At 70.6% G+C, this 22868-nt stretch carries 15 protein-coding genes; 6 read left to right on the top strand and 9 right to left on the bottom strand.

Features of this window, described 5'->3' with window-relative positions; all coding sequences use genetic code 11:
• Positions 1-234, bottom strand: a complete 234-nt coding sequence (locus A6R01_RS08060; RefSeq protein ID WP_292604952.1) for a hypothetical protein — start codon at positions 232-234, stop codon at positions 1-3.
• A 272-nt stretch (positions 235-506) separates the two neighbouring features.
• On the opposite strand from A6R01_RS08060, the gene A6R01_RS08055 reads away from it, so the two are divergent.
• The 5 genes from A6R01_RS08055 (at position 507) to A6R01_RS08035 (ending at position 11359) form a co-directional block, all read left to right on the top strand.
• Positions 507-1370: a DnaJ domain-containing protein gene (locus A6R01_RS08055; RefSeq protein WP_292604951.1), complete on the top strand. Its 864-nt coding sequence runs from the start codon at positions 507-509 to the stop codon at positions 1368-1370.
• Between the two features lie 227 nt (positions 1371-1597).
• Entirely contained in the window at positions 1598-5074 is a 3477-nt protein-coding gene (gene rpoB, locus A6R01_RS08050; protein WP_292604950.1) for a DNA-directed RNA polymerase subunit beta, read from the top strand.
• Positions 5075-5190: 116 nt separating this feature from the next.
• A complete protein-coding gene (locus A6R01_RS08045; protein WP_292604949.1) occupies positions 5191-9069 on the top strand; it encodes a DNA-directed RNA polymerase subunit beta' in 3879 nt (1292 codons plus the stop codon).
• A 182-nt stretch (positions 9070-9251) separates the two neighbouring features.
• Positions 9252-10529: a geranylgeranyl reductase family protein gene (locus tag A6R01_RS08040; RefSeq protein ID WP_292604948.1), complete on the top strand. Its 1278-nt coding sequence runs from the start codon at positions 9252-9254 to the stop codon at positions 10527-10529.
• A 20-nt stretch (positions 10530-10549) separates the two neighbouring features.
• Positions 10550-11359, top strand: a complete 810-nt coding sequence (locus A6R01_RS08035; RefSeq protein ID WP_292604947.1) for a 1-acyl-sn-glycerol-3-phosphate acyltransferase — start codon at positions 10550-10552, stop codon at positions 11357-11359.
• A gap of 9 nt (positions 11360-11368) precedes the next feature.
• On the opposite strand, the gene A6R01_RS08030 is transcribed toward A6R01_RS08035, so the two are convergent.
• The 8 genes from A6R01_RS08030 to A6R01_RS07995 all read right to left on the bottom strand — a co-directional run bounded on the left by A6R01_RS08030 (position 11369) and on the right by A6R01_RS07995 (position 21510).
• A complete protein-coding gene (locus tag A6R01_RS08030) occupies positions 11369-12376 on the bottom strand; it encodes a hypothetical protein (RefSeq protein ID WP_292604946.1) in 1008 nt (335 codons plus the stop codon).
• Between the two features lie 26 nt (positions 12377-12402).
• A complete protein-coding gene (locus tag A6R01_RS08025) occupies positions 12403-13890 on the bottom strand; it encodes a substrate-binding domain-containing protein (RefSeq protein ID WP_292604945.1) in 1488 nt (495 codons plus the stop codon).
• Positions 13887-15026: a hypothetical protein gene (locus A6R01_RS08020; protein ID WP_292604944.1), complete on the bottom strand. Its 1140-nt coding sequence runs from the start codon at positions 15024-15026 to the stop codon at positions 13887-13889. The genes A6R01_RS08025 and A6R01_RS08020 overlap by 4 nt, the downstream gene beginning before the upstream one ends.
• An 11-nt stretch (positions 15027-15037) precedes the next feature.
• Complete coding sequence (locus tag A6R01_RS08015; RefSeq protein ID WP_292604943.1) at positions 15038-15907, bottom strand: hypothetical protein; 870 nt, start codon at positions 15905-15907, stop codon at positions 15038-15040.
• Positions 15904-17727, bottom strand: a complete 1824-nt coding sequence (locus A6R01_RS08010) for a hypothetical protein (RefSeq protein ID WP_292604942.1) — start codon at positions 17725-17727, stop codon at positions 15904-15906. The genes A6R01_RS08015 and A6R01_RS08010 overlap by 4 nt, the downstream gene beginning before the upstream one ends.
• Positions 17724-19862 (bottom strand): glycosyltransferase, encoded by a 2139-nt coding sequence (locus A6R01_RS08005; protein ID WP_292604941.1) that lies wholly within the window; start codon positions 19860-19862, stop codon positions 17724-17726. Before A6R01_RS08005 ends, A6R01_RS08010 begins: the two co-directional genes overlap by 4 nt.
• Entirely contained in the window at positions 19859-20125 is a 267-nt protein-coding gene (locus tag A6R01_RS08000) for a hypothetical protein (protein ID WP_292604940.1), read from the bottom strand. Before A6R01_RS08000 ends, A6R01_RS08005 begins: the two co-directional genes overlap by 4 nt.
• 215 nt (positions 20126-20340) lie before the next feature.
• Entirely contained in the window at positions 20341-21510 is a 1170-nt protein-coding gene (locus tag A6R01_RS07995; RefSeq protein ID WP_292604939.1) for a cellulase family glycosylhydrolase, read from the bottom strand.
• Between the two features lie 89 nt (positions 21511-21599).
• Here A6R01_RS07995 and A6R01_RS07990 point away from each other — a divergent pair, with 89 nt between their 5' ends.
• Complete coding sequence (locus tag A6R01_RS07990) at positions 21600-22862, top strand: hydroxyacid-oxoacid transhydrogenase (protein ID WP_292604938.1); 1263 nt, start codon at positions 21600-21602, stop codon at positions 22860-22862.
• Positions 22863-22868: the final 6 nt, after the last annotated feature.

Below are 22868 nucleotides of genomic sequence, written 5' to 3'. Positions count from 1 at the left end.
TCAGCAGCACGGGTCCCACGACCGCAGCTCCACCTCGCCGGGCTTCCGGCTGGTGCTGGCGGTCGTGCTCGTGCTGGTGCTGATCGGCTCCCTGGTCACCACCGGGCTCCTGCTGGCCTCCCGCACGTCGGCGGCCAGCGGCGGTCTGCCCGGCCGGGTGGGCGCGCTGCTCTCCGGTGAGAACGCCGTGGCCGCCGAGCGCGAGGCGGTGCTCTCGGTGGCGACCCAGTTCATGCTGCGGGTCAACACCTACGGGCCCGAGGACCTCTCCGACGACGGCACCATGCCCGACTATCGCGAGCGGGTGGGCGAGCTGATCACGCCCGCCTTCCGCGCGGACTTCGAGCAGCAGGTCGGGACCGCCGAGCTGACCGTCGCCCAGGCCGAGCTCGGCCGGGCGTGCGAGGTCTACGGCGCCCTCCCGAGCCGGGCACCGAGCCCGACGGCTCCGGTTCCGAAGGGGCCGGTCCGGAAAGCGCGAGCCCCGAGCCCACGGAGGACGAGCAGTGAGCGCCGGACCGAGCTGGTACGACCTCCTCGGGGTCGACCAGGACGCCTCGTCCGAGGAGATCCGGTCGGCCTGGCGTGCCGCCATCGCCGACCTCGACCCCTCCGACCGACGCTTCCGCTCCTACAACCAGGCGGCCGAGGTGCTGCTGGACCCCGCCTCGCGGTCGGCGTACGACGCCGGGCTGGACGGCCCGGTCGCCCCGGCCGGCTCTGCCCCGGCGGGGGACCGGGTCGACCCGGTCGCCCCTGTCGCCGCCGTCGACCCGGTGGTCGCGACGACCCCGGCGCCGGTCGAGGGCACCTCCGCGGACGTCGAGGACAGCGGTCGCGCCCTCGGCCGGCGACTCCCGGTGGTGCCGGCCTGGGCGCTCGTGGTCCTCGCGGTGCTCGCCGGGCTGGCACTGACGGTGGCCGTCGTGGCCGCGGTCCGCGCCCCGGAGCCGGTCAGCGACAAGGGCGGGGTGCTGGTCGAGGAGTCGGCCGAGCAGGCCCGCGCCGCGGCCGTGCGTGCGATCGTGCCGGTGCTCTCCTACGACTACCGCCGCCTCGACGAGGACGCCGCGGCCGCCCGGTCGTACATGACCGCGGCCTACCAGGACGACAAGTACGACCCGTTGTTCAGCCTCATCGAGGACAACGCCCCCGGCACCCAGACGGTCGTCGGTGCCCAGGTGGTCGACTCCGCCGTCGTGCGCACCGGCAGGGACCGGGTCGACGTGCTCCTCTTCGTCGACCGGCCGACCACGAACAAGCAGGTCAGCGAGCCGATCGTCTACAAGGACCAGGTCACGGTGACCATGGCGAGGGTCGACGGCCAGTGGCTCGTGGACGGCCTGCAGACCACGCCGATCCAGGAGTGAGAGCGGGGCGCGGTCCACAGCCGCGCCTGCGAGGTGCTTGACCTCGGGCCCGCGACGCCCCACACTCATCGAGACGTTCGATCCGAGTGGACGCCGTTCTTGTGGCGCGCCCGACGAGTGTGTAAGGTGGCGCTTTGCGCCTGCCCTCAAATGCTCTTCAGCCTGTCCGGTGGCTGACTTGTGGGGGGCTCGCGCCATCGATGAGCTGACCCGTCGAAGGATCCCTCTTGGCTGCGCCTGCCTCCACTCCGCTCAACACCTCCGGCCACCGCCGCATCTCGTTCGCGAAGATCGCCGAACCTCTCGAGGTTCCCCAGCTCCTCTCCCTCCAGACCGACAGCTTCGACTGGCTCGTCGGCAACGACAAGTGGAACGCCGTCGTCGAGCGTCGTCGTTCCGAGGGTGAGGACGTCTCCGAGAAGTCCGGTCTCCAGGAGATCTTCGAGGAGATCTCCCCGATCGAGGACTTCTCCGAGACCATGTCGCTCTCGTTCGAGAACCCGGTCTTCTACGACCCCAAGTACACCGTCGACGAGTGCAAGGAGAAGGACTTCACCTACTCCGCTCCGCTCTACGTCTCCGCGGAGTTCACCAACAACGACACCGGTGAGATCAAGGGCCAGACGGTCTTCATGGGCGACTTCCCGCTCATGACCCCCAAGGGCACCTTCGTCATCAACGGCACCGAGCGCGTCGTCGTCTCCCAGCTGGTCCGCAGCCCGGGCGTCTACTTCGAGCGCTCGGCCGACAAGACCTCGGACAAGGACATCTACACCGCCAAGCTCATCCCGAGCCGTGGCGCGTGGCTGGAGTTCGAGATCGACAAGCGCGACATGGTCGGCGTGCGCCTGGACCGCAAGCGCAAGCAGAACGTCACGGTGCTGCTCAAGGCCCTCGGCTGGACCAACGAGCAGATCCGCGAGGAGTTCGGCGAGTACGAGTCGATGATGCTGACCCTGGAGAAGGACCACACCCAGGGCCAGGACGACGCGCTGCTCGACATCTACCGCAAGCTGCGTCCGGGCGAGCCGCCGACGCGCGAGGCGGCGCAGACGCTGCTGAACAACTACTACTTCAACCCCAAGCGCTACGACCTGGCCAAGGTCGGCCGCTACAAGATCAACAAGAAGCTCGGCCTGACCGAGGCGTTCGACCAGCAGACGCTGACCGTGGACGACGTCGTCGCCGCGATCAAGTACATCGTCGCGCTGCACGACGGCCGCACCCAGGTCGAGGCGCCCCAGGGCACCCTCGACATCGCCGCCGACGACATCGACCACTTCGGCAACCGCCGCATGCGGACCGTGGGCGAGCTGATCCAGAACCAGCTGCGCACCGGTCTGGCCCGCATGGAGCGTGTGGTCCGCGAGCGGATGACGACCCAGGACGTCGAGGCGATCACGCCGCAGTCGCTGATCAACATCCGCCCCGTGGTGGCGGCGCTGAAGGAGTTCTTCGGGACCTCCCAGCTCAGCCAGTTCATGGACCAGACCAACCCGATCGCCGGTCTGACGCACAAGCGGCGCCTCTCCGCGCTCGGCCCGGGTGGTCTCTCCCGCGACCGCGCCGGCATGGAGGTCCGTGACGTCCACCCGTCGCACTACGGCCGCATGTGCCCGATCGAGACCCCTGAGGGTCCCAACATCGGTCTGATCGGCTCGCTGGCCTCCTACGGCCGGATCAACCCGTTCGGCTTCGTGGAGACGCCCTACCGCAAGGTCGAGAACGGCCAGGTCACCGACAAGGTCGACTACCTCACCGCCGACGACGAGGACCGCTACGTCATCGCGCAGGCCAACGCCGCGCTCGACGAGCAGGGCAAGTTCGTCAACGAGCGGGTGCTGGTGCGCCAGCGCGACGGCGAGGTCTCCGAGCTCCTCGCCGGCGAGGTCGACTACATGGACGTCTCGCCGCGCCAGATGGTGTCGGTCGCGACGGCGCTGATCCCCTTCCTCGAGCACGACGACGCCAACCGCGCGCTCATGGGTGCCAACATGCAGCGCCAGGCGGTCCCGCTCATCAAGAGCGACAGCCCCCTGGTCGGCACCGGCATCGAGTACCGCGCGGCCGTCGACGCCGGTGACGTGGTCGTCGCCGACGCCGCCGGCGTGGTGAAGGAGGTGTCCGCCGACCTCGTCGAGACGATGAACGACGACGGCACCTACTCCTCCTACCGCCTCTCGAAGTTCAAGCGCTCCAACCAGGGCACCTGCATCAACCAGCGTCCGCTGGTCAGCGAGGGTGACCGGGTCGAGGTCGGTACGCCGATCGCCGACGGTCCGTGCACCGACGACGCCGAGATGGCGCTGGGCACGAACCTCCTCGTGGCGTTCATGCCCTGGCAGGGTCACAACTACGAGGACGCGATCATCCTCAGCCAGCGCCTGGTGCAGGAGGACGTCCTCACCTCGATCCACATCGAGGAGCACGAGGTCGACGCCCGCGACACCAAGCTCGGCCCCGAGGAGATCACCCGGGACATCCCGAACGTCTCCGAGGAGGGCCTGGCCGACCTCGACGAGCGCGGCATCATCCGCATCGGCGCCGAGGTCACCACCGGTGACATCCTCGTCGGCAAGGTCACGCCCAAGGGCGAGACCGAGCTGACCCCGGAGGAGCGCCTGCTGCGCGCGATCTTCGGTGAGAAGGCGCGCGAGGTCCGCGACACCTCGATGAAGGTCCCGCACGGCGAGTCCGGCACCGTCATCGGCGTCCGGGTCTTCGACCGCGAGGACGGCGACGAGCTGCCCCCGGGCGTCAACCAGCTGGTGCGCGTCTACGTCGCCCAGAAGCGGAAGATCTCGGTCGGCGACAAGCTGGCCGGCCGCCACGGCAACAAGGGCGTCATCGCCAAGATCCTGCCGATCGAGGACATGCCGTTCATGGAGGACGGCACCCCGGTCGACGTGATCCTGAACCCGCTGGGTGTCCCGCGACGGATGAACATCGGCCAGATCCTCGAGCTGCACCTGGGCTGGCTGGCCAAGCAGGGGTGGGACCTCAACCTCTCCGGTGACGCCGACAGCGCCGACTGGAAGCAGCGCCTGATCAAGATCCACGCCGACAAGGCCGAGCCGAACAGCCGGGTCGCGACCCCGGTCTTCGACGGTGCGCGCGAGGACGAGATCACCGGTCTGCTCGGCTCGACGATCCCCAACCGCGACGGCGTGCGGATGATCGACGAGACCGGCAAGGCCAGCCTGTTCGACGGGCGCTCCGGCGAGCCGTTCCCGGACCCGGTCTCGGTCGGCTACATGTACATCCTCAAGCTGCACCACCTCGTGGACGACAAGATCCACGCCCGCAGCACCGGCCCCTACTCGATGATCACGCAGCAGCCGCTGGGCGGTAAGGCCCAGTTCGGTGGCCAGCGGTTCGGTGAGATGGAGGTCTGGGCGATGGAGGCCTACGGCGCCGCCTACGCCCTGCAGGAGCTGCTGACGATCAAGTCCGACGACGTCCCCGGACGCGTCAAGGTCTACGAGGCCATCGTGAAGGGCGAGAACATCCCCGACTCGGGCATCCCCGAGTCGTTCAAGGTGCTCGTCAAGGAGATGCAGTCGCTGTGCCTGAACGTGGAGGTCCTCTCCCAGGACGGCAGCAGCATCGAGCTGCGTGACGCGGAGGAGGACGTCTTCCGCGCCGCCGAGGAGCTCGGCATCGACCTGTCCCGCCGCGAGCCCAGCTCGGTCGAAGAGGTGTGAGCCCGGCGCCGTCGGGGGTCTCGAGACGGTTGCAGAGCAACCTCCTCGACCGCCGGCGGCGCCCCTCCGCCCCCTTACTTCACTTTTTCTAGAACTACCGAAGGGTTGCAGCCACCGTGCTCGACGTGAACTTCTTCGACCAGCTTCAGATCGGCCTGGCCACCGCGGACGAGATCCGCGGCTGGAGCCACGGCGAGGTCAAGAAGCCGGAGACCATCAACTACCGCACGCTCAAGCCCGAGCGTGACGGCCTCTTCTGCGAGAAGATCTTCGGTCCCACCCGGGACTGGGAGTGCTACTGCGGCAAGTACAAGCGCGTGCGCTTCAAGGGCATCATCTGCGAGCGCTGCGGCGTCGAGGTGACCCGCTCGAAGGTCCGCCGCGAGCGCATGGGCCACATCGAGCTCGCCGCTCCCGTGACCCACATCTGGTACTTCAAGGGCGTGCCCAGCCGCCTGGGCTACCTGCTCGACCTCGCCCCGAAGGACCTCGAGAAGGTCATCTACTTCGCGGCGTACATGATCACCCACGTCGACGAGGACGCCCGCCACAACGACCTCTCCTCCCTCGAGGGCAAGGTCGGCCTGGAGCGCGAGCGCCTGGAGAAGCGTCGCGACCAGTCCCTGGCCGACCGCCAGCAGAAGCTGGAGGAGGACCTCGCGGCCCTGGAGGCCGAGGGTGCCAAGGCCGACCAGCGTCGCAAGGTCAAGGACGGCGCCGAGCGCGAGATGAAGCAGCTGCGCGACCGTGCGCAGCGCGAGATCGACCGCCTCGACGAGGTCTGGGACACCTTCAAGAACCTCAAGGTCCAGGACCTCATGGGCGACGAGATGCTGTACCGGGAGATGAAGAACTGGTTCGGCAAGTACTTCGAGGGCCACATGGGCGCCACGGCGATCCAGAAGCGCCTCGAGAGCTTCGACATCGCCGCCGAGGTCGAGAACCTGCGCGAGACCATCGCCACCGGCAAGGGCCAGAAGAAGGTCCGGGCGCTGAAGCGCCTCAAGGTCGTCGACGCCTTCCGCAAGACCGGCAACAAGCCGCAGGGCATGGTGCTCGACGCCGTCCCGGTCATCCCGCCGGACCTGCGTCCGATGGTGCAGCTCGACGGTGGCCGCTTCGCGACCTCCGACCTCAACGACCTGTACCGCCGCGTCATCAACCGCAACAACCGCCTCAAGCGGCTGCTCGACCTCGGTGCGCCCGAGATCATCGTCAACAACGAGAAGCGGATGCTCCAGGAGGCCGTCGACTCGCTGTTCGACAACGGTCGCCGTGGTCGCCCCGTCACCGGCCCGGGCAACCGGCCGCTGAAGTCGCTCTCGGACATGCTCAAGGGCAAGCAGGGTCGCTTCCGCCAGAACCTGCTCGGCAAGCGCGTGGACTACTCGGGCCGCTCGGTCATCGTGTCGGGTCCGCAGCTGAAGCTGCACCAGTGCGGTCTGCCCAAGCAGATGGCGCTGGAGCTGTTCAAGCCGTTCGTGATGAAGCGCCTCGTCGACCTGTCGCACGCGCAGAACATCAAGTCCGCCAAGCGGATGGTTGAGCGGGCCCGCCCGGTCGTGTGGGACGTCCTGGAGGAGGTCATCACCGAGCACCCCGTGCTGCTCAACCGTGCGCCCACCCTGCACCGCCTCGGCATCCAGGCCTTCGAGCCGCAGCTGATCGAGGGCAAGGCCATCCAGATCCACCCGCTCGTCTGCGGCGCGTTCAACGCCGACTTCGACGGTGACCAGATGGCCGTGCACCTGCCGCTGTCCGCCGAGGCCCAGGCCGAGGCCCGCGTGCTGATGCTGTCGACCAACAACATCCTCAAGCCGTCCGACGGCCGCCCGGTGACCATGCCCTCGCAGGACATGATCATCGGCCTGTTCTGGCTGACCAGCGACCGCGCCGGCGAGCCCGGCGAGGGCCGCGTGTTCTCCTCGCCGGCCGAGGCCATCATGGCCTTCGACCGCCAGGAGATCACCCTCCAGAGCCGGATCAAGGTCCGCCTCGACGACATCGTGCCGCCGCTGGACCTCGAGCTCGGCGCGGACTGGGAGGAGTCGCGGGCGATCACCCTCGACACCACCCTGGGCCGGATCCTGTTCAACGACACCCTCCCGGCGGACTACCCGTTCGAGAACGGCGAGGTCGGCAAGAAGCGCCTGGGTCAGATCGTCAACGACCTGGCCGAGCGCTACACCAAGGTCGTCGTTGCCGCGTCGCTGGACGCCCTCAAGGACGCCGGCTTCCGGTGGGCCACCTTCTCCGGTGTCACCGTCTCCATCGACGACGTCACCACGCCGGCCGACAAGCTCCAGATCCTGGAGTCCTACGAGAAGCAGGCCGCGAAGGTCCAGAAGGACTTCGAGCGCGGCCTGATGACCGACGACGAGCGCCGTCAGGAGCTCGTGGAGATCTGGACCGAGGCCAGCCGCCGCGTCGGTGACGCGATGGAGAAGGCCTTCGACCCGACCAACCCCATCTACATGATGGTGCACTCGGGTGCCTCCGGAAACATGAACCAGATCCGTCAGGTCGGCGCCATGCGTGGTCTGGTGGCCAACCCGAAGGGCGAGATCATCCCGCGCCCGATCAAGGCGAACTTCCGTGAGGGCCTCTCGGTCCTGGAGTACTTCATCTCCACCCACGGTGCTCGCAAGGGTCTGGCCGACACCGCCCTGCGTACCGCCGACTCGGGCTACCTCACCCGTCGTCTGGTCGACGTCTCGCAGGACGTCATCATCCGCGAGGAGGACTGCGGCACCGAGCGCGGCCTGCCCCGCACGATCGGCACCCGCACCGAGGACGGCACCCTGGTCGCCACGGACGACGTCGAGACGTCGGTCTACGCCACCACCGCCGCCACCGAGGTCGTCCACCCGGAGACCGGCGAGGTCCTGGCCGCCGCCGGCGAGGACCTCGGCGACGTCAAGATCGGCGAGCTGATCGCCGCCGGCGTCGACTCGGTCAAGATCCGCTCGGTCCTGACCTGCGAGGCCCGCACCGGCACCTGTGCCAAGTGCTACGGCCGCTCGCTGGCCACCGGCAAGCTGGTCGACATCGGTGAGGCCGTCGGCATCATCGCCGCCCAGTCCATCGGTGAGCCCGGCACGCAGCTGACCATGCGTACCTTCCACACCGGTGGTGTGGCCTCCGCCGACGACATCACCCAGGGTCTGCCCCGCGTGGTCGAGGTCTTCGAGGCCCGCACCCCCAAGGGCCTCTCGCCCATCTCGGAGGTCGCCGGTCGCGTCGAGATCGAGGAGACCGACAAGGCCCGCAAGGTCCTGGTCACCCCCGACGACGGGTCCGAGGTCATCGAGTACGCCGTCAGCCGGCGTACCCGCCTCTCGGTCGCCGACGGGGACCACATCAACGTGGGCGACCAGCTCACCAGCGGTACCCCCGACCCGAAGGAGGTGCTCCGCATCCTCGGTGTCCGCCGGGCCCAGGAGCACCTGGTCAAGGAGATCCAGGCGGTCTACCGCTCGCAGGGTGTGTCGATCCACAACAAGCACATCGAGATCATCGTGCGGCAGATGCTGCGCCGGATCACGGTGCTGGAGTCGGGCGACACCAACCTGCTGCCCTCCGACCTCGTCGACCGCGTGCGGTTCGAGGAGGAGAACCGTCGGGTCGTCTCCGAGGGCGGCAAGCCCGCGGCGGGCCGTCCCGAGCTGATGGGCATCACCAAGGCCTCGCTGGCGACCGAGTCGTGGCTCTCGGCGGCCTCCTTCCAGGAGACCACCCGCGTGCTCACCGACGCGGCCATCAACGGCCGCAGCGACTCGCTGCGCGGTCTGAAGGAGAACGTGATCATCGGAAAGCTGATCCCGGCGGGTACCGGCCTCGAGCGGTACCGCAACATCCGGGTGGAGCCGACCGAGGAGGCCCGCGCCGCGGCGTACTCCGTCACCGGTTACGACTCCTACGACTACGAGTTCGGCGGGAGCGGTGGCCAGGCCGTCGCCCTCGACGACTTCGACTTTGGTTCCTACCAGAGCTAGCGCGGAGCGCTAGCTCTGGTAACCGGGAACCAGATCGAGCGAGCCAAGACCCCGCCGGCGCTTGCGCCGGCGGGGTCTTGGTGTGTCGAGATCTAGTCGGACCACAGACTCACCAGCTCTCCTCGACCAGCGGATGACCGACCACCACACGACGGTTCCCACCCGCCTGAGAGGATCACCTCGTGAGCAGCGCGACTCTTCCCACCGAGACCGACGTCCTGGTCGTGGGCGCCGGACCCGCCGGATCCGCGGCGGCCGCCTGGCTGGCGCGGGCGGGGCTGGACGTCGTGCTGGCCGACGCGGCGACGTACCCGCGGGACAAGACCTGCGGGGACGGCCTGACCCCGCGCGCGGTCCACGAGCTGTCCCGGCTCGGGCTCGAGGACTGGCTGCGGGCGCACACCGTCAACCAGGGTCTGCGCGCGCACGGCTTCGGGCAGGTGCTGCACCTGCCCTGGCCCGGCGGCTCGCTGCCGTCGTGGGGGAGTGCGGTGGCCCGCACCGAGCTCGACGACCACCTGCGCACGACCGCGCTCAAGGCCGGCGCGATCGGCGTCGAGGACGCCCGCGCCGTCGACGTGCGCTGGGACGGTGCTCGCGTCGCGGCGGTCGTCTTCGAGCGACGCGGCGAGGGAGGACGTACAGGCGCGCAGCGCTTCGAGATCGCGTGCCGACGGCTCGTCGTCGCCGACGGCGTGCGCTCCCCACTGGGCAAGGTGCTGGGGCGCGAGTGGCACCGCGACACCGTCTACGGCGTCGCCGGCCGCTCCTACGTCGCCTCGACGATGACCGACGACCCGTGGATCAGCTCGCACCTGGAGCTGCGGGACGAGAAGGGCGCGGTGCTCTCGGGCTACGGCTGGATCTTCCCGCTGGGCACGGGTGAGGTGAACCTCGGCGTCGGCACCCTCGCCACCGCCAAGCGGCCCGCCGACATCGCCATCAAGCCGCTCATGCAGTTCTACGCCGACCAGCGTCGCGACGAGTTCGGTCTCTCCGGCGACCTGCGGATGCCCACCTCGGCGCTGCTGCCGATGGGCGGAGCCGTCTCCAACGTCGCCGGCGCCAACTGGGCGCTCATCGGCGACGCGGCCGGCTGCGTCAACCCGCTCAACGGCGAGGGCATCGACTACGGCCTGGAGACCGGGCGGATGGTGGCCGACCTGATCGCCGGGCTCGGGCCGGACGCCGCAGGCATGAGCACCGCCTGGCCGGCGATCCTGCGCGAGCACTACGGCGAGGCGTTCTCCATCGCCCGGCGACTGGCCGGGCTGGTCACCGTGCCGTGGGTGCTGCCCCGCTTCGGCCCGGCCGGGATGCGCTCGGACCTGCTGATGACGCTCGCGCTGCGTTGGATGGGCAACCTGGTGACCGAGGAGGACCGCGACCGCGCCGCGCGCGTGTGGCGCTGGGCCGGCCGCCGCTCCCTGGCGGTCGACTCCCGACCGCCGTTCAGCTGAGTGCCGCGTCGAGGGCGTCGGTGAGCCGGGAGGGCTGGTACGCCACGACGACCCTGCTCGGTCGGGTGGTGCTGCGCGGGCTGGAGGTGCGCCGGGACTGGCACGACGAGCACCACCTGCCGCGCTCGGGGCCGGTGCTGCTGGCCAGCAACCACGCCTCCTTCCCCGACTTCGTCTTCGTCGGTGAGGCGGGGCTGTCGCGAGGGCGCAGGATCCGGTTCCTGTGCCGCCACGACATGTGGGAGGTGCCCGTCGTCGGGACGGCGATGCGGTCGATGCGCCACGTGCCCGTGGACCGCGAGGCCCCGGCTGCCGCCTACCTCGCCGCGCGCCGCCTGCTGGCCGAGGGTGAGCCGGTGTGCGTCTTCCCCGAGGCGGGCGTCTCGCACAGCTACACGATCCGGGCCCTGATGCCCGGGGTCGCGGCGCTGGCCCGGGAGAGCGGGGTCCCCGTCGTCCCCGTCGCGGTCTGGGGGCACCAGCGGCTCTGGCCCCTGCGCCGTCACCTCGACGAGCGGGCCGGGCTGTCGCTGCACCGTGGTGTCCGGGTGGACGTGGCGTTCGGGGAGCCGTTCACGGTGGCCCCGGACGCCGACCTCGTGCAGGTCACCCACGCCCTCGGCCAGCGGATGACCCACCTGCTCGAAGGTCTGCAGACGATGCCGCACCACGCCCCGCGGCCGGGGGAGCGGGCCCGTTGGCACCCCGCCCACCTCGGCGGCACCGCACCGACCCCGGTCGAGGCCGAGCCCCTCGACCTCGTCCCGCGCACCGCCGTACGCCCCACGTGGGGGCCGTGCGCGAGTGACGTCTCGACCGTGCGCGAGTGACGTCTCGGCCTAGAAGGGTGCGGCTGCGACCTCGCAGAGGTTGAGGTGGGGGTTCTCGTCGTCGTTGGTGATGAAGTACGACGACAGGAACATGTTCACGGTCTGGCCGTGGGCGGTCAGGTTGAGCTCCATCATGCCGTTCTCGGGCATGTCGAGCGGGCCGACGTAGCCACCGGCGGCCTCCATGTAGTCCTCCTCGACGTGGTCGTCGATGAGGCCCTCGGCGGTGATGGTGCGGGCGCGCATCGAGGCGTGGGGGTCGTCGGTGATCAGTCGGAGCCACTGGATGCTGCGCCGACCGGTCTGGCAGGTCAGCTCCAGCGTCCCGAGCGGCGACAGGTCGGAGGTCACGACCGTGCGTCCCTCGGAGTCCTGGTCGCCGTGCCAGGTCAACATCGTCGACTGGGTCGGGTCGGTGGCCAGCTCGGCCTTCATCGAGCAGGACCGGAAGCGCCGCGGCTCGCGGAAGTTCTCCCACCACCAGCTGAACTTGATCGACGTCGCCGGCACCGCGTCCTGCGCGCCGCCGGGCAGGTGGCGGCCGGTGCGCGTGCTGATGACGCCCTCGGCGTACCCGCTGGCGAACGTCTCGATCGGGGTGAGCTGGTTGAGGCCCTCGTGGGCCGCCTTGCCGGTCCCCCCGGTGCCGTCGTCGTCGGCGGTGTCGTAGCGGTAGACCCGGACGTTCTTGACCGCCACGACGTCGTTGTCGTTCTTCTTCTCGTACTTCGCCAGCCACATCGTGGTCTCGCGGTTCCGGTCGTCGGGCTTGATCTTGAGCATCGTGTTCTTGGGCTTGCAGACCAGCTTGAGCTGCCCGATCCCGGGGATGCGCCCCGAGGAGGTGTAGTTGCTCTTGTTGGTCTTGCCCTGCCACGACAGCGAGATCGTCTTGGTGATCACGTCGTCGGGGGCACGCCTGGCCTCGGCGTCGGGTGCGGTCGCGACCGTGGCCAGCATCGCCACCACCACCGCGAGGGCGACGGCAGCGACGGGGAGGACGGCGGGACGGGGCATCGGTGCTCCGAGGGTGGTGCGTCGGATCATCGGGCGGGCTGGAGGCTGGTGGAGGGCTGCTCGTCGGTGGTCACGACCGGCTCGGGGTCGAGCTCGACGAACACCGGCTCGCTGTCCCCGGTGACCCACGCCTTCTGGACCTCGATGTCGGCCGCGGGCACCGAGACCAGACGGGCCCGGGTGGCGTCGTCCTCGGCGTTCTTCAGGTAGTACAGCAGGAACTCGGCGACCTCGTTGCGCTCCAGGGAGCGCTGGGTGGTGGTCAGCAACATCCGGCGGGCCAGCGGGTACTCGCCACTGGTGATGGTCTGCTGGCTCGGGAAGATGCAGTTGCGCTCGCCCTCGGGCGTGGTGATCTCGAAGGGACGCAGCTGCTCCTCGAACAGCTCGTAGTAGCTGAACCGGAAGTAGGCGACGTTGCCGCGCGAGGCCTGGACGCGCTTGCGGGCGTTGACCGAGCGCTCCCACACCGCGGTGATCTCCCGCTTGCGGGCCTCCAGGACCCGCATCCGACTCTGGGCGGCCTCCAGCGCCTCGATCGCACGCTGCAGACGGGCCTGGTCGGCCTGCTGGGTGGCCAGCGGGCGCTGGTCGCGCTGACCCTTGGCGACCTCCTCGCGAGCGACCTGCACCTCGTCCTTGGCGTCGTTGACGACCGGGTACCAGTCGGAGAGCTGCTGCTTGATGAGCTCGCGCTTGCGGCTGCGCTCACGCAGCTTGCCGACCAGGTCGTAGTCCTTCTCGCGGCCCACGACGAACAGTCGCGAGCCCTGGTCGGTGTCGAAGGCGCGGTAGTCCGAGCGCAGGTTGGTCATCGCCGGCTGGGGCGCACCGAGGACGTACTGCCCGAAGAAGGAGAAGGCGTTGTTCTCCCGGTTGGGACCGCCGACCTTGAGGGGCACGTCGTCGAAGCCGTCGCCGAGCTGGGACCACCGGGTGACCGGGGAGCCGGCGCGGTAGATCTCGCGGACCTGGTCGGTGGACAGGCAGTCGCCGCCGACGTCGGACTCGTTCTTGGTGGCCACCACGACGGCGTCCGAGGCGACCTGGAACTGCACGAGGTCCAGGCCGACGCGTCGGCAGGCCTCGAGCTCGGCACGGGTGACCCCGCGCGAGGAGTCGACGATGTCGACCTCGCCCGAGCACAGCGCCGCGAACGCGGCGTCCTCGCCGTCGTAGGTCATCGACACGTCGGTGCTGGTGCCGCTCTGGTTGAAGGCGAAGACCTCGTCCGGCGTGAGCGAGCCCCGGTTGCCACTGATGCGGACGGTGCCGCTGGTCGGCTGCGGGAGCTGGCGGTAGGCCTCGCGGACCCGCTGGCTCTCGGCCTGGTCGTCGCGGTAGTCCTGGGCCTGCGCGTCGGCCACGATGTCGGTCGCGTTCTGGGCGGGCTCCTCGGAGCAGGCGCTGAGCCCGAGGAGAGCGAAGGCCGCGAGGCCGGCGGTGAGCGCGGTCCTGGTCCGGTGGGTGCGACGCGTGCGGGTGCTCGCCGGGCCGCTCATCAGGCTGGTCATCGATCCGTCCCCTCGACGGGCGGGTAGGGATAGCGCTGGCCCAGCTGGACGACCTCGAAGTCGTCGAGGGTCAGGCCCTGGAGCTCGTTGCCCTGGATCAGGTCGGCGGTGACGTCGCGCTGGGCGTACAGCGTCGGCACCTCGGCGCGGTCGACGACGATCGCGCCGTAGGTGCGCAGGGTCAGCACGATCGCGTCGGCCATGCGCTGCTGCTGCGCCGTGAGCCGGATCGGCTTGCCGGTGCGCGGGTCGCGGGGACGCTCGGGCACCACGTCGGCCTTCAGGCGGATGCGGGCGCCCTCGGGGAGCGAGTTGGTCTCGCCGTTGCCGTCGGTGGAGGACGCCGGCTGCACATAGCTGTTCTGCGCCGGACCGGGGACGCTGATGGCGAGCGCGTGCTCGATCAGACCGGCCTCGAGCTCGCCGGGACGGATGAGGCCGGCGAAGAGCGGGAGGCCGGAACCACGGGCCCCGACGCTGCCGGGCTCCTGGTAGCCCGGGCCGTCCAGCGCCCACTTCTTCATGTAGTGGTAGGAGATCGAGTCGTCGTCCTCGCGACGGGCGCGCCACAGGTCGTAGGCGACGTTGTCACCCGCGTCGACGATGGTGAACCAGCCGTCGTAGCGGGGGTCGGGGTCGACGTCCGCGGGGATCGTCAGGGTCACCGTGTCGTCGCCGTCCCCGCACTGGGACTGGCGGCACACGACCGCGGTCGGCTCGCCGCCGGCCACCACGGGCACCGTCCACGACACCGTGTTGATGTAGAGCGGGTCGGTGATCCGACGGGGGACCGTGCGGACGGTGGTGGCGTCCTCGACGACGCCGACGCGGAACTGTGCGCGGTTGATCATCCGCGACGACGCGTCGTCGACCGGCTCGCCGTCGACCCGGGTGTTCCACGGCGAGGTGGCCGCGAAGAGGCGGGCCTCGGCGGTGGGCAGCCCGTCAGTGGTGGCTTCCGCGGCACCGGCGGTGACGGTGACCTCGGCCTCGGGGGTGCGCCCCGACTCGTCGTCGGAGTCCGAGCCGCAGGCCGCGAGGGAGACGGTGAGGGCCGCGACCGCGAGGGCGGACAGCCCGCGGCGGACCGCGCCGTTGCGGCGGGTGGTCTGGGTGCTGGTGGGTCGCATGGTCATCGGCCGCCGAGTCATCGGGAGAACGGGTGGTCGGGAGAACCGCGGTGGATGCCCAGGGCCTCGAGCTCCTCGGACAGGCGGGTCGCGGCGTCGTGCAGCTCGCGCAGGCGCTGCTCGTCGCTGGAGGTGCGCGGCGGCAGCCCCGAGCGGTGCCGGGCCGCGGCGATGATCGCGTGGGCCTCACGCCGGGCGTGCAGGCGGATGAGCTCGGCGTCGAGCTCGGCCTGGGCGGTGAGCATCTCGCAGCGCAGCGCCGACTCGACCTCGATCGCCTCGAGGTGGGCGATCGTCGCCGAGCGCACCTCCCGGATGCGACCGATCACGCCGGCGACGACGTCGTCGACGTCCTCGGCGACCACCGCGGCGTCCTCGGCGGGCACCAGGGCCAGCAGCGCCGACGTCGGCTCGGACAGCTCCAGCACGTCAGCCACCTCCTCGTCCTCCTGCAGGTCGCCGTCCGGGTCGTCGTGGTCCGCGGCGGCGACGGGCTGCGGGTCCGGCTCCGGGGCCGGCTCGACCTCGTCGGCCAGGTCGCTGACGACCGGCGGGATCGTGGGCAGCGCGGTCGGCTCCTCCGCCGCGTCCGTCACGTCCACGGCGTCCGTCACGTCCACGGCGTCGGCCAGGTCGGCCGCGGTCCCTGCCTCGTCGGCAGGAGCCTCCTCGACCGCCGTCGCCTCGAAGCTGGCCGGCTCCTCGACGGGGACCGCGGTTGCGGCGGTGTCCTCGTCGGCGGGCTCGATGCGCTCGGGCTCCGGCTCGGGCGCGGGCTCGGGGACCAGGCGGTGGTTGAAGTCCACGCGGCCGATCCGGTCGGAGTGGGACAGGATGTCGTCGAGGGACGGCGGCGGCTCGATGCCGGGGGTGCGCTGGTCGATCACGACGTCACCTCCAGCCCGGGGAGCAGCGTCGGCTCCTGCTCGTCGGTGACCGGCTCCTCCGAGCCGTCCCCCTCGGCGCCGGACTGTTCGGCGATCTCGCTGGCGGTCTTCGGCACGGCACCCCCGGGGTCGAAGCCCGACGGCACGCCGACCAGCGTGTAGCGCGCGGTGGTGTAGACCGTGGTCAGCGACGGGTGCCGGCCGGCCGCAGCCTCCGGGTAGAGCCTGCTCAGCAGGTCCGCGCCGGTGTCGGTCGACAGCAACATGTAGTCGACGTGCTCGGCCGGGTCGGCCGCGGCCTCCAGCCAGGGGCCGTCGGACTGGTCGACCCGGTCGAAGAACAGGTCCGGCCGGCCGGTGAAGAGCATGACCGCGTAGGTCTGGGCGTTGTCGGTGAGGATCGAGCCGCGGCGGGTGACGTTCGCGCGGATGAACGACGCCATCGCCTGCTCGTCCACGACGCCGACGACCTGGCCGGACCGGGTGCGGGCACCCTCCTGGCTCTGGCCGGTCGAGATCGCCGCGGCGAAGGTGGACTCGAGGTTCTGGTACTTGTAGTCCTTCATGCCCTGGAAGGTCCACGGGATGCTCAGCAGCAGCCCGACGACCAGCAGCGCGCTGACCAGGGTCGCGCTCGAGCCGGCGGAGCGGGCCAGCCAGATGGCGCCGATGACCGCGATGACCAGGATCGGCAGCGCGTTGCGCAGCACCATCGGGCTGTCGGTCACGTTGAGGACGACCGCGCCGGCCGGGGCCAGGACGGTGAAGGTGAGGATGACGCCGAGCCACAGCGCGAAGGTGTTGCGACGGGCCATGCCGGCGAAGAACAGTGCCGGGAGGACCACGATGGCGATCGGCGCGCCGTACAGGACCAGCTCACCGGTCCAGCGCAGCAGCCCCACGATCGAGAACTCCTCGGCGCTGACGTTGCCGAGGGCGTCGCTGCTCTCGGTGATCCAGGCGAACGGGTTGCCCAGCAGCAGCAGGTTGAAGGCCGTCCACAGCGCGATGACGTAGACGGTCGGCGAGGCGAAGCCGACGGTGGTGCCCTCGATCTCGGTGCCGTCCGCACCCATGCGGGCCAGGACCGCGCCGATCATCACGGCGCTCAGCACGAACCACAGCAGGCTGGAGTAGCCGGCCAGGGTGGCCACGGAGAAGGCGAGCCCGGCGATCATCACGAACCGGATGTCGGCGGTGACGTACCAGGCGAACAGGGCGCCGAGCGCGACGACCACGAGCGAGAGCCACAGGAAGTGGCGCGCGCCGCCGGCGGCGTACAGCGCGACGAGCGGGTTGGCGCCCAGTGCGACCAGGACGGTGTAGCGCAGCGGCGCGAGCACGGCCGCGCGCCGCATCATCGTGTTGAGGACGACCATCGTGCCGGCCGCGAAGACCGCCGAGGTGATCGGGATGATCGCCAGGTTGCGGGCCAGGTCGCTGAAGATCGTCAGCGGGGTGACCAGCAGGGTGGCCAGCGGCGGGTAGTCGAAGCCGAGCGCCGAGAGCTTCGGCGGGTCGTTGTGCCACACCATGAGCGCCCGGTTGAGGCGGTCGAGGGTCTCGAAGCCGACCACGTGCTTGTCCACGACCAGCCAGTGGCCGAACAGGCTCCAGGCGAGGAGGAAGAAGGCGAAGACGCCCAGGCTCTCCCAGCGGCGGCGCGGGATGTCGGTGTGACGTCGACCGACGGACTGGATGACGCCGGAGAGCCGCTCGGCGTTGGTGACGACGCGGCGGGTCGGCTGCTCGGGCTGCACCACGATGTGGTGCTCGCCGGCCGGGGTGGGCGGCGGGGGAGTGGTGTCGGTGGCGCTCATGCCGATACCTCGTCCAGACCGTGCTCGGTCTTCTCCCAGTAGAAGGGGTTGGTGAACAGCTGGATGAAGCCCTTCCAGGCCGCCCAGCTCATCAGGCCCCAGTAGAGGGGGGAGAGCAGTGCGGTGCGGGTGATGCTGAACTCGCCGCGCTGCAGGCTGCCCGCGACGTTGAGGTAGACGAAGACGAAGTTGCCGATGAAGAGCATCGCGCTGGCGGCGTAGAAGACCATGCCCGGGAACAGCTGCTGGATGAAGCCGGCCTGGGTGAAGACGTAGAGCGTGGTGAGGCCCCAGAAGATGGGGTTCATCAGCAGGACGAACGCGCTGCCCATGGTCAGGTTGAACGACAGGAACCCGCTCAGGCCCGTGGCGCGCATCAGCTGGAACGGGTGGCGCATGTGCACCAGCCAGGTCTGGAAGTAGCCCTTGTTCCAGCGCGAGCGCTGACGGATCCAGTTGCCGACCTGGGAGTTGGCCTCCTCCAGCGTGGTGGAGTCGATCATCGCGGTGCGGTAGCCCTCGCGGTGCAGCCGGATGCCGAGGTCGGCGTCCTCGGTGACGTTGAAGGGGTCCCAGGCGCCGAGGTCGCGCAGCACCGAGGTGACGAAGTGGTTGGAGGTGCCGCCCAGCGGGATCGGCGACTCCGAGGCGCCCATGGCGGGCAGCACCAGCTCGAAGTGCATGGAGTACTCGTTGGCGAACCAGGCCGTGAGCATGTTCTGGTCCTGGTTGAAGTGGTTGAGCTTGGCCTGGATGCAGACCACGTTGCCCGGGACGCGGGAGAAGGCGATGACCGCCTTCTTGAGCTGGTCGGGGTCGGGGCGGTCCTCGGCGTCGAAGATCACGCAGTAGTCGCCGTGGGAGAGCTGCAGGCCGTAGTTGCAGGCCTTCGGCTTGGTCTTGGGCTGGCTGTCCGGCACGACCACCAGGTGGAAGTGCGGCGGGAGGTCCATCGACCGGATCTTCGTGATGGTCTCCTCGTCGTCCTCCTCGCACAGCAGCTTCACGTCGAGGCGGGTGCGGGGGTAGTCCAGCGCATTGATGTCCCGCACCAGGCGGGAGACGATGCCGGCCTCCTTGTAGAGGGGCACCAGGATCGTGTAGACGGGCAGGTGCCGCTCGTCCAGCAGCGCGATCTCGGCGTCGGTCACGTCGGTCTCGAGGTGCGTGCCGAGCGCCCGCAGCGTCAGCCGGAACTTGTAGACCGAGACGAAGAGGTAGGCGAAGCTCGCGGCACCGACCAGGCCGATGAGCGTGCCCATCGGCCAGAGGATCCCGCAGATCGCGATCAGCACCAGGACCATCACCAGGACGGCCTTCTGGGTCGGCGCGATGACCACGTGGGCCGAGGACTCCGGCGCGGACTCCATGAGGAGCTCGGTCGAGACCTGTGCGTAGTGCTCGGAGTGGACCTGCTGGATGAGCTGGTCGAGGTCGGTGCGGTTGGCCAGCAGCTGGCGGACCGGCTGGTCGAGGGCCTCCTCGACAGCGCGCAGGTCCTCGGCCTCGAGCGGGCGGGCCACGGCGAGCAGCACCGTGTCGTCGGCCTCGGCGACCGGCACGACCTGCAGCGACTGCGAGAGCGGCTCGGGGAGACGGCGGGTGACCTGGGGGTCGGGTGCGAAGTCACGCAGGCCGACGCGCTGCATCTGGTGGATCTCCGAGAGCGCAGCCACGAGGACGTCCTCGGTGATGGCGCCGTGGGAGACCAGGATGTCGCCGAGCGGGTCGCCGGTGCGGGAGTACTCCAGCGTCGCGCGCTGCAGCTGCTCCTTGGTGACCAGGCCGCTGCGGGTGAGCATCTGGGCCATCTGGGTGCGGGCTCGGCGGGCCTCGGGGCTCTCGACCCGGTCGTCGTCGGGCGGGAAGGTCTCGTCGATCGCAGCGATGATCTCCACAGCCGTGTGGCGCACGAGCAGCACCGGCTGCTCGATCCGCTCCCGGACGACCTCCAGCGCGATCTCGTCGTCGGCGTCGGCGGCGGCCACGAGCACGGTGCCGTTGGCGACGGCGTACGGCATCACCCGGAACGTGCGGCACAGGCCCTCGGGCAGCAGGTGGCGCAGCTCGACGTCGATACCGTCGCCCAGTCGGGCGGCGGCACTCGTGGTGCCGGCGCGGGTGTCGGTGCTCATCGGGCCCCCGCCCCGAAGCCGTAGGAGGTGTCGTCCTCGGTGGGCGCGGCGCCGGCGGCCGGCGCCTGGCCGGACTCCTGCCGCGGCTTCATGACCGTCCAGGCCAGGAACGCGACGAGCAGGAGCGCCAGCGGCGCGATGAGGAAGCTCACGAAGACCGCGACGAAGATCAGGAGGGTCAGCACGGCGCCCAGGACCGCGGCGCCGACACCCTTGCCGCTGCCGCGTGTGCCGCCCTGCCAGGCTCCTGCCTGCACCGTCATGCGCCCGCCCCTCCTCCGAAGCCGGCACACGGTCCGCGCCAGCGATGCTTTGACGGTATGAGCGGGCCCTCCCACACGGGGGAACAGCACTTACAAGGTTCGGTAACAGGATCGAGGGGGCCCGTCACCGTCGGTAACAACCGTCGTGCCACGCGGTCTCCACGAGGGGTCGCTCAGACGGTCGCTCAGACGCCCGCCGGACCCCGGGACGTCCGCTATCCGGCGCCGGGGAGCTCGTCGGTCCACCACCGGCGGGCCAGCTCGCCCCAGGCCGTGGGAGTGCCCTCGAGGTCGCTCACCAGCGCCATCGGGTCCCCTGGCCGCTCGGCCCACACCCACAGCAGCGACCCGATGTCCTGCTGCTCGGCGAACGCGAGGTAGTCCGCGACCCACCCGTCGGTCGGGTCCTCGGCGCCGAGCTCGGTGGTCAGCACGGGGACGAGGTCGGAGAGCGGGGCGATGACCTCCTCCCAGCACGTGGGCCCGCAGTCGGCGGTGTCGTAGGCGTGGAACGCCGCCACCAGCTGGTCGTCCTCCGGCGCCCACTCCAGCCAGGCCCCCAGGTCGTTGGCCCGGTCCAGTCCGCTCAGCAGGATCGGCTGCTCGGCGCCGGTGCGTCGGATGGAGTCGACCAGGTCGTCCATGCCCAGCGCCTCGTAGGTGGCCCGGCCCGCCCGCGTCGGGGTCCGGTCGTCGTCGACCGGCACGTCGCAGCCGCCGCGGCTCCAGCACCGCCAGCCCAGCTCGAGGACCGGCCGGCCCCGGGCGTCCACGCGCGAGTGCGGGGCGTGGAAGGCGTCGAAGAGGACCGAGGGGCTGTCGGCGTACTGGGCGGCGACCGAGCGCCAGAACGCCAGCGACTCCGAGTCGGGCATCGCCATGCTGCCGAAGGCCGCGCTGCCGATGCGCTTGCGGCTGTGCAGGTCCAGCACGACCACGAGGCCCTCCTCGTGGAGCGCCTCGACGAACCGCCCCACGGCCCGCCGGTAGCCCTGCGGGGTGCGCTCGACGAAGTCGTCGCTCACGGGGGCGCCGCGGGTGCCGAGCCAGCAGTCCTGGTTCAGCGGCAGGCGCACGGTGTCGGCGCCCCAGGACGCGATGAGGGCCGCCTGCTCGGCCTCGGCGTCCTCGCCGAGCGGGTCCAGGCCGGAGTAGCCCCACCCCTGGGCGCAGGCGGACTCGAAGCCGGACCAGCTCAGGCCCTGCGGGACCCATGGGTCGCCGGTGCGGGCGTCGACGAGGGCACCGTCGCGCACGACCGGCTCAGCCGCGGCGGAGACGTCGGGGTCCTCGGGGCGCGAGAGGACCCAGCCGAGGGCGATCGAGGCCAGCACCCCGCCCAGGACGAGGAGCACGACTCCGGCCGCGCCGCGTCGATGCGCCATGGTCGCCCCCCCTCCTGGACCCCCGGCTCGCGCTGCTCCGGGTCGTGCTGGAGGGATGCTACGGCGGTCCGGGGTCCTACGGTGGGCACATGAGCGAGACCGTCTTCACCTACGCCGCCCCCGCCCTGAAGTTCGGGTCCGGGGCCTCCGCCGAGCTCGGTCACGACCTCGCCGCGCTGGGCGCGCGCCGGATCCTGCTGGTGACCGACCCCGGCGTGGCCGCGACCGGGAACCCCGAGCGGATCGCCGAGCAGGTGCGCGCGCGGGGCCTCGAGGTGACGACGTACGACGGTGTGCGGGTCGAGCCCACGGACGCCTCGATGGAGCACGCGATCGCGTTCGCCCGCGACGCCGGGCCCTTCGACGCGGTGCTCGCCGTCGGCGGGGGCTCCTCGATCGACACCGCCAAGGCGGTCAACCTGCTGACCACCAACCCCGGCGAGCTCATGGACTACCTCAACGCGCCCGTCGGGCGGGCACAGGCGCCGAGCCAGCCGCTGCTGCCGCTGGTGGCGGTGCCCACCACGACCGGCACGGGCTCGGAGTCGACCACGATCTGCGTCCTCGACGTGCTGTCGCTGCACGTGAAGACGGGGATCAGTCACCCCGCGCTGCGGCCGACCATGGCGGTGGTGGACCCGCAGCTGACGATGGGGCAGCCGGCGATGGTGACCGCGGCGGCTGGGATGGACATCCTCTGCCACGCGCTGGAGAGCTGGACCGCCCGGTGGTTCGCGGACTTCGACGCCAAGACGCCCGAGCAGCGGGTGCCCTACTGCGGGGCCAACCCGATCGCCGACCTGTGGGCGCAGCGAGCGATGTCGCTGCTGGCCGGCTCCTTCCGGCGGGCGGTGGCCGACGGCGGTGACGTCGAGGCCCGCGAGCAGATGGCGCTGGCCGCGACCTTCGCGGGGCTCGGCTTCGGCAACGCCGGCGTGCACGTGCCGCACGCCAACGCCTACCCCATCGCGGGACGGGTGCGCGACTACCGTCCCGAGGGCTACCCCGACGGCGAGCCGATCGTGCCGCACGGCATGGCGGTGACCCTGACCGCGCCGGAGGCGTTCCGGTTCACCTTCGAGGCGTCCCCGCAGCGACACCTCGAGGCCGCTCGCCTGCTCGAGCCGGACGTGACCGGCGACGGTCCCGACGTGCTGCCGGGGGTGCTGACGCGGCTGATGCGCGACATCGGCATCCCCAGCGGGCTCGCGGAGGTCGGTTACCTCGACTCCGACGTCGACGACCTCGTCGAGGGGGCGCTGAAGCAGCAGCGGCTGCTGGCCACCGCGCCGCGCGAGGTGCGTGCGGAGGACCTGGCGACCGTGTTCCGCGACTCCATGCACCACTGGTGAGCAGTG

It is taken from the genome of Nocardioides sp. REDSEA-S30_B4 (assembly GCF_001627265.1).
Classification (GTDB): domain Bacteria; phylum Actinomycetota; class Actinomycetes; order Propionibacteriales; family Nocardioidaceae; genus Nocardioides.
Note: the sequence above shows the minus strand (reverse complement) of the source record. Positions and strands in the feature narration are given on the sequence as shown.

Excerpts from the sequence above, each read along its gene's own strand:
- A6R01_RS07990 (WP_292604938.1), top strand. The coding sequence starts at position 21,600 with ATGAGCGAGACCGTCTTCACCTACGCCGCCCCCGCCCTGAAGTTCGGG.
- A6R01_RS08020 (WP_292604944.1), bottom strand. The coding sequence starts at position 15,026 with ATGACCATGCGACCCACCAGCACCCAGACCACCCGCCGCAACGGCGCG.
- A6R01_RS07995 (WP_292604939.1), bottom strand. The coding sequence starts at position 21,510 with ATGGCGCATCGACGCGGCGCGGCCGGAGTCGTGCTCCTCGTCCTGGGC.
- A6R01_RS08000 (WP_292604940.1), bottom strand. The coding sequence starts at position 20,125 with ATGACGGTGCAGGCAGGAGCCTGGCAGGGCGGCACACGCGGCAGCGGC.
- A6R01_RS08025 (WP_292604945.1), bottom strand. The coding sequence starts at position 13,890 with ATGACCAGCCTGATGAGCGGCCCGGCGAGCACCCGCACGCGTCGCACC.
- A6R01_RS08030 (WP_292604946.1), bottom strand. The coding sequence starts at position 12,376 with ATGCCCCGTCCCGCCGTCCTCCCCGTCGCTGCCGTCGCCCTCGCGGTG.
- A6R01_RS08010 (WP_292604942.1), bottom strand. The coding sequence starts at position 17,727 with ATGAGCGCCACCGACACCACTCCCCCGCCGCCCACCCCGGCCGGCGAG.
- A6R01_RS08005 (WP_292604941.1), bottom strand. The coding sequence starts at position 19,862 with ATGAGCACCGACACCCGCGCCGGCACCACGAGTGCCGCCGCCCGACTG.
- A6R01_RS08060 (WP_292604952.1), bottom strand. The coding sequence starts at position 234 with ATGAACTGGGTCGCCACCGAGAGCACCGCCTCGCGCTCGGCGGCCACG.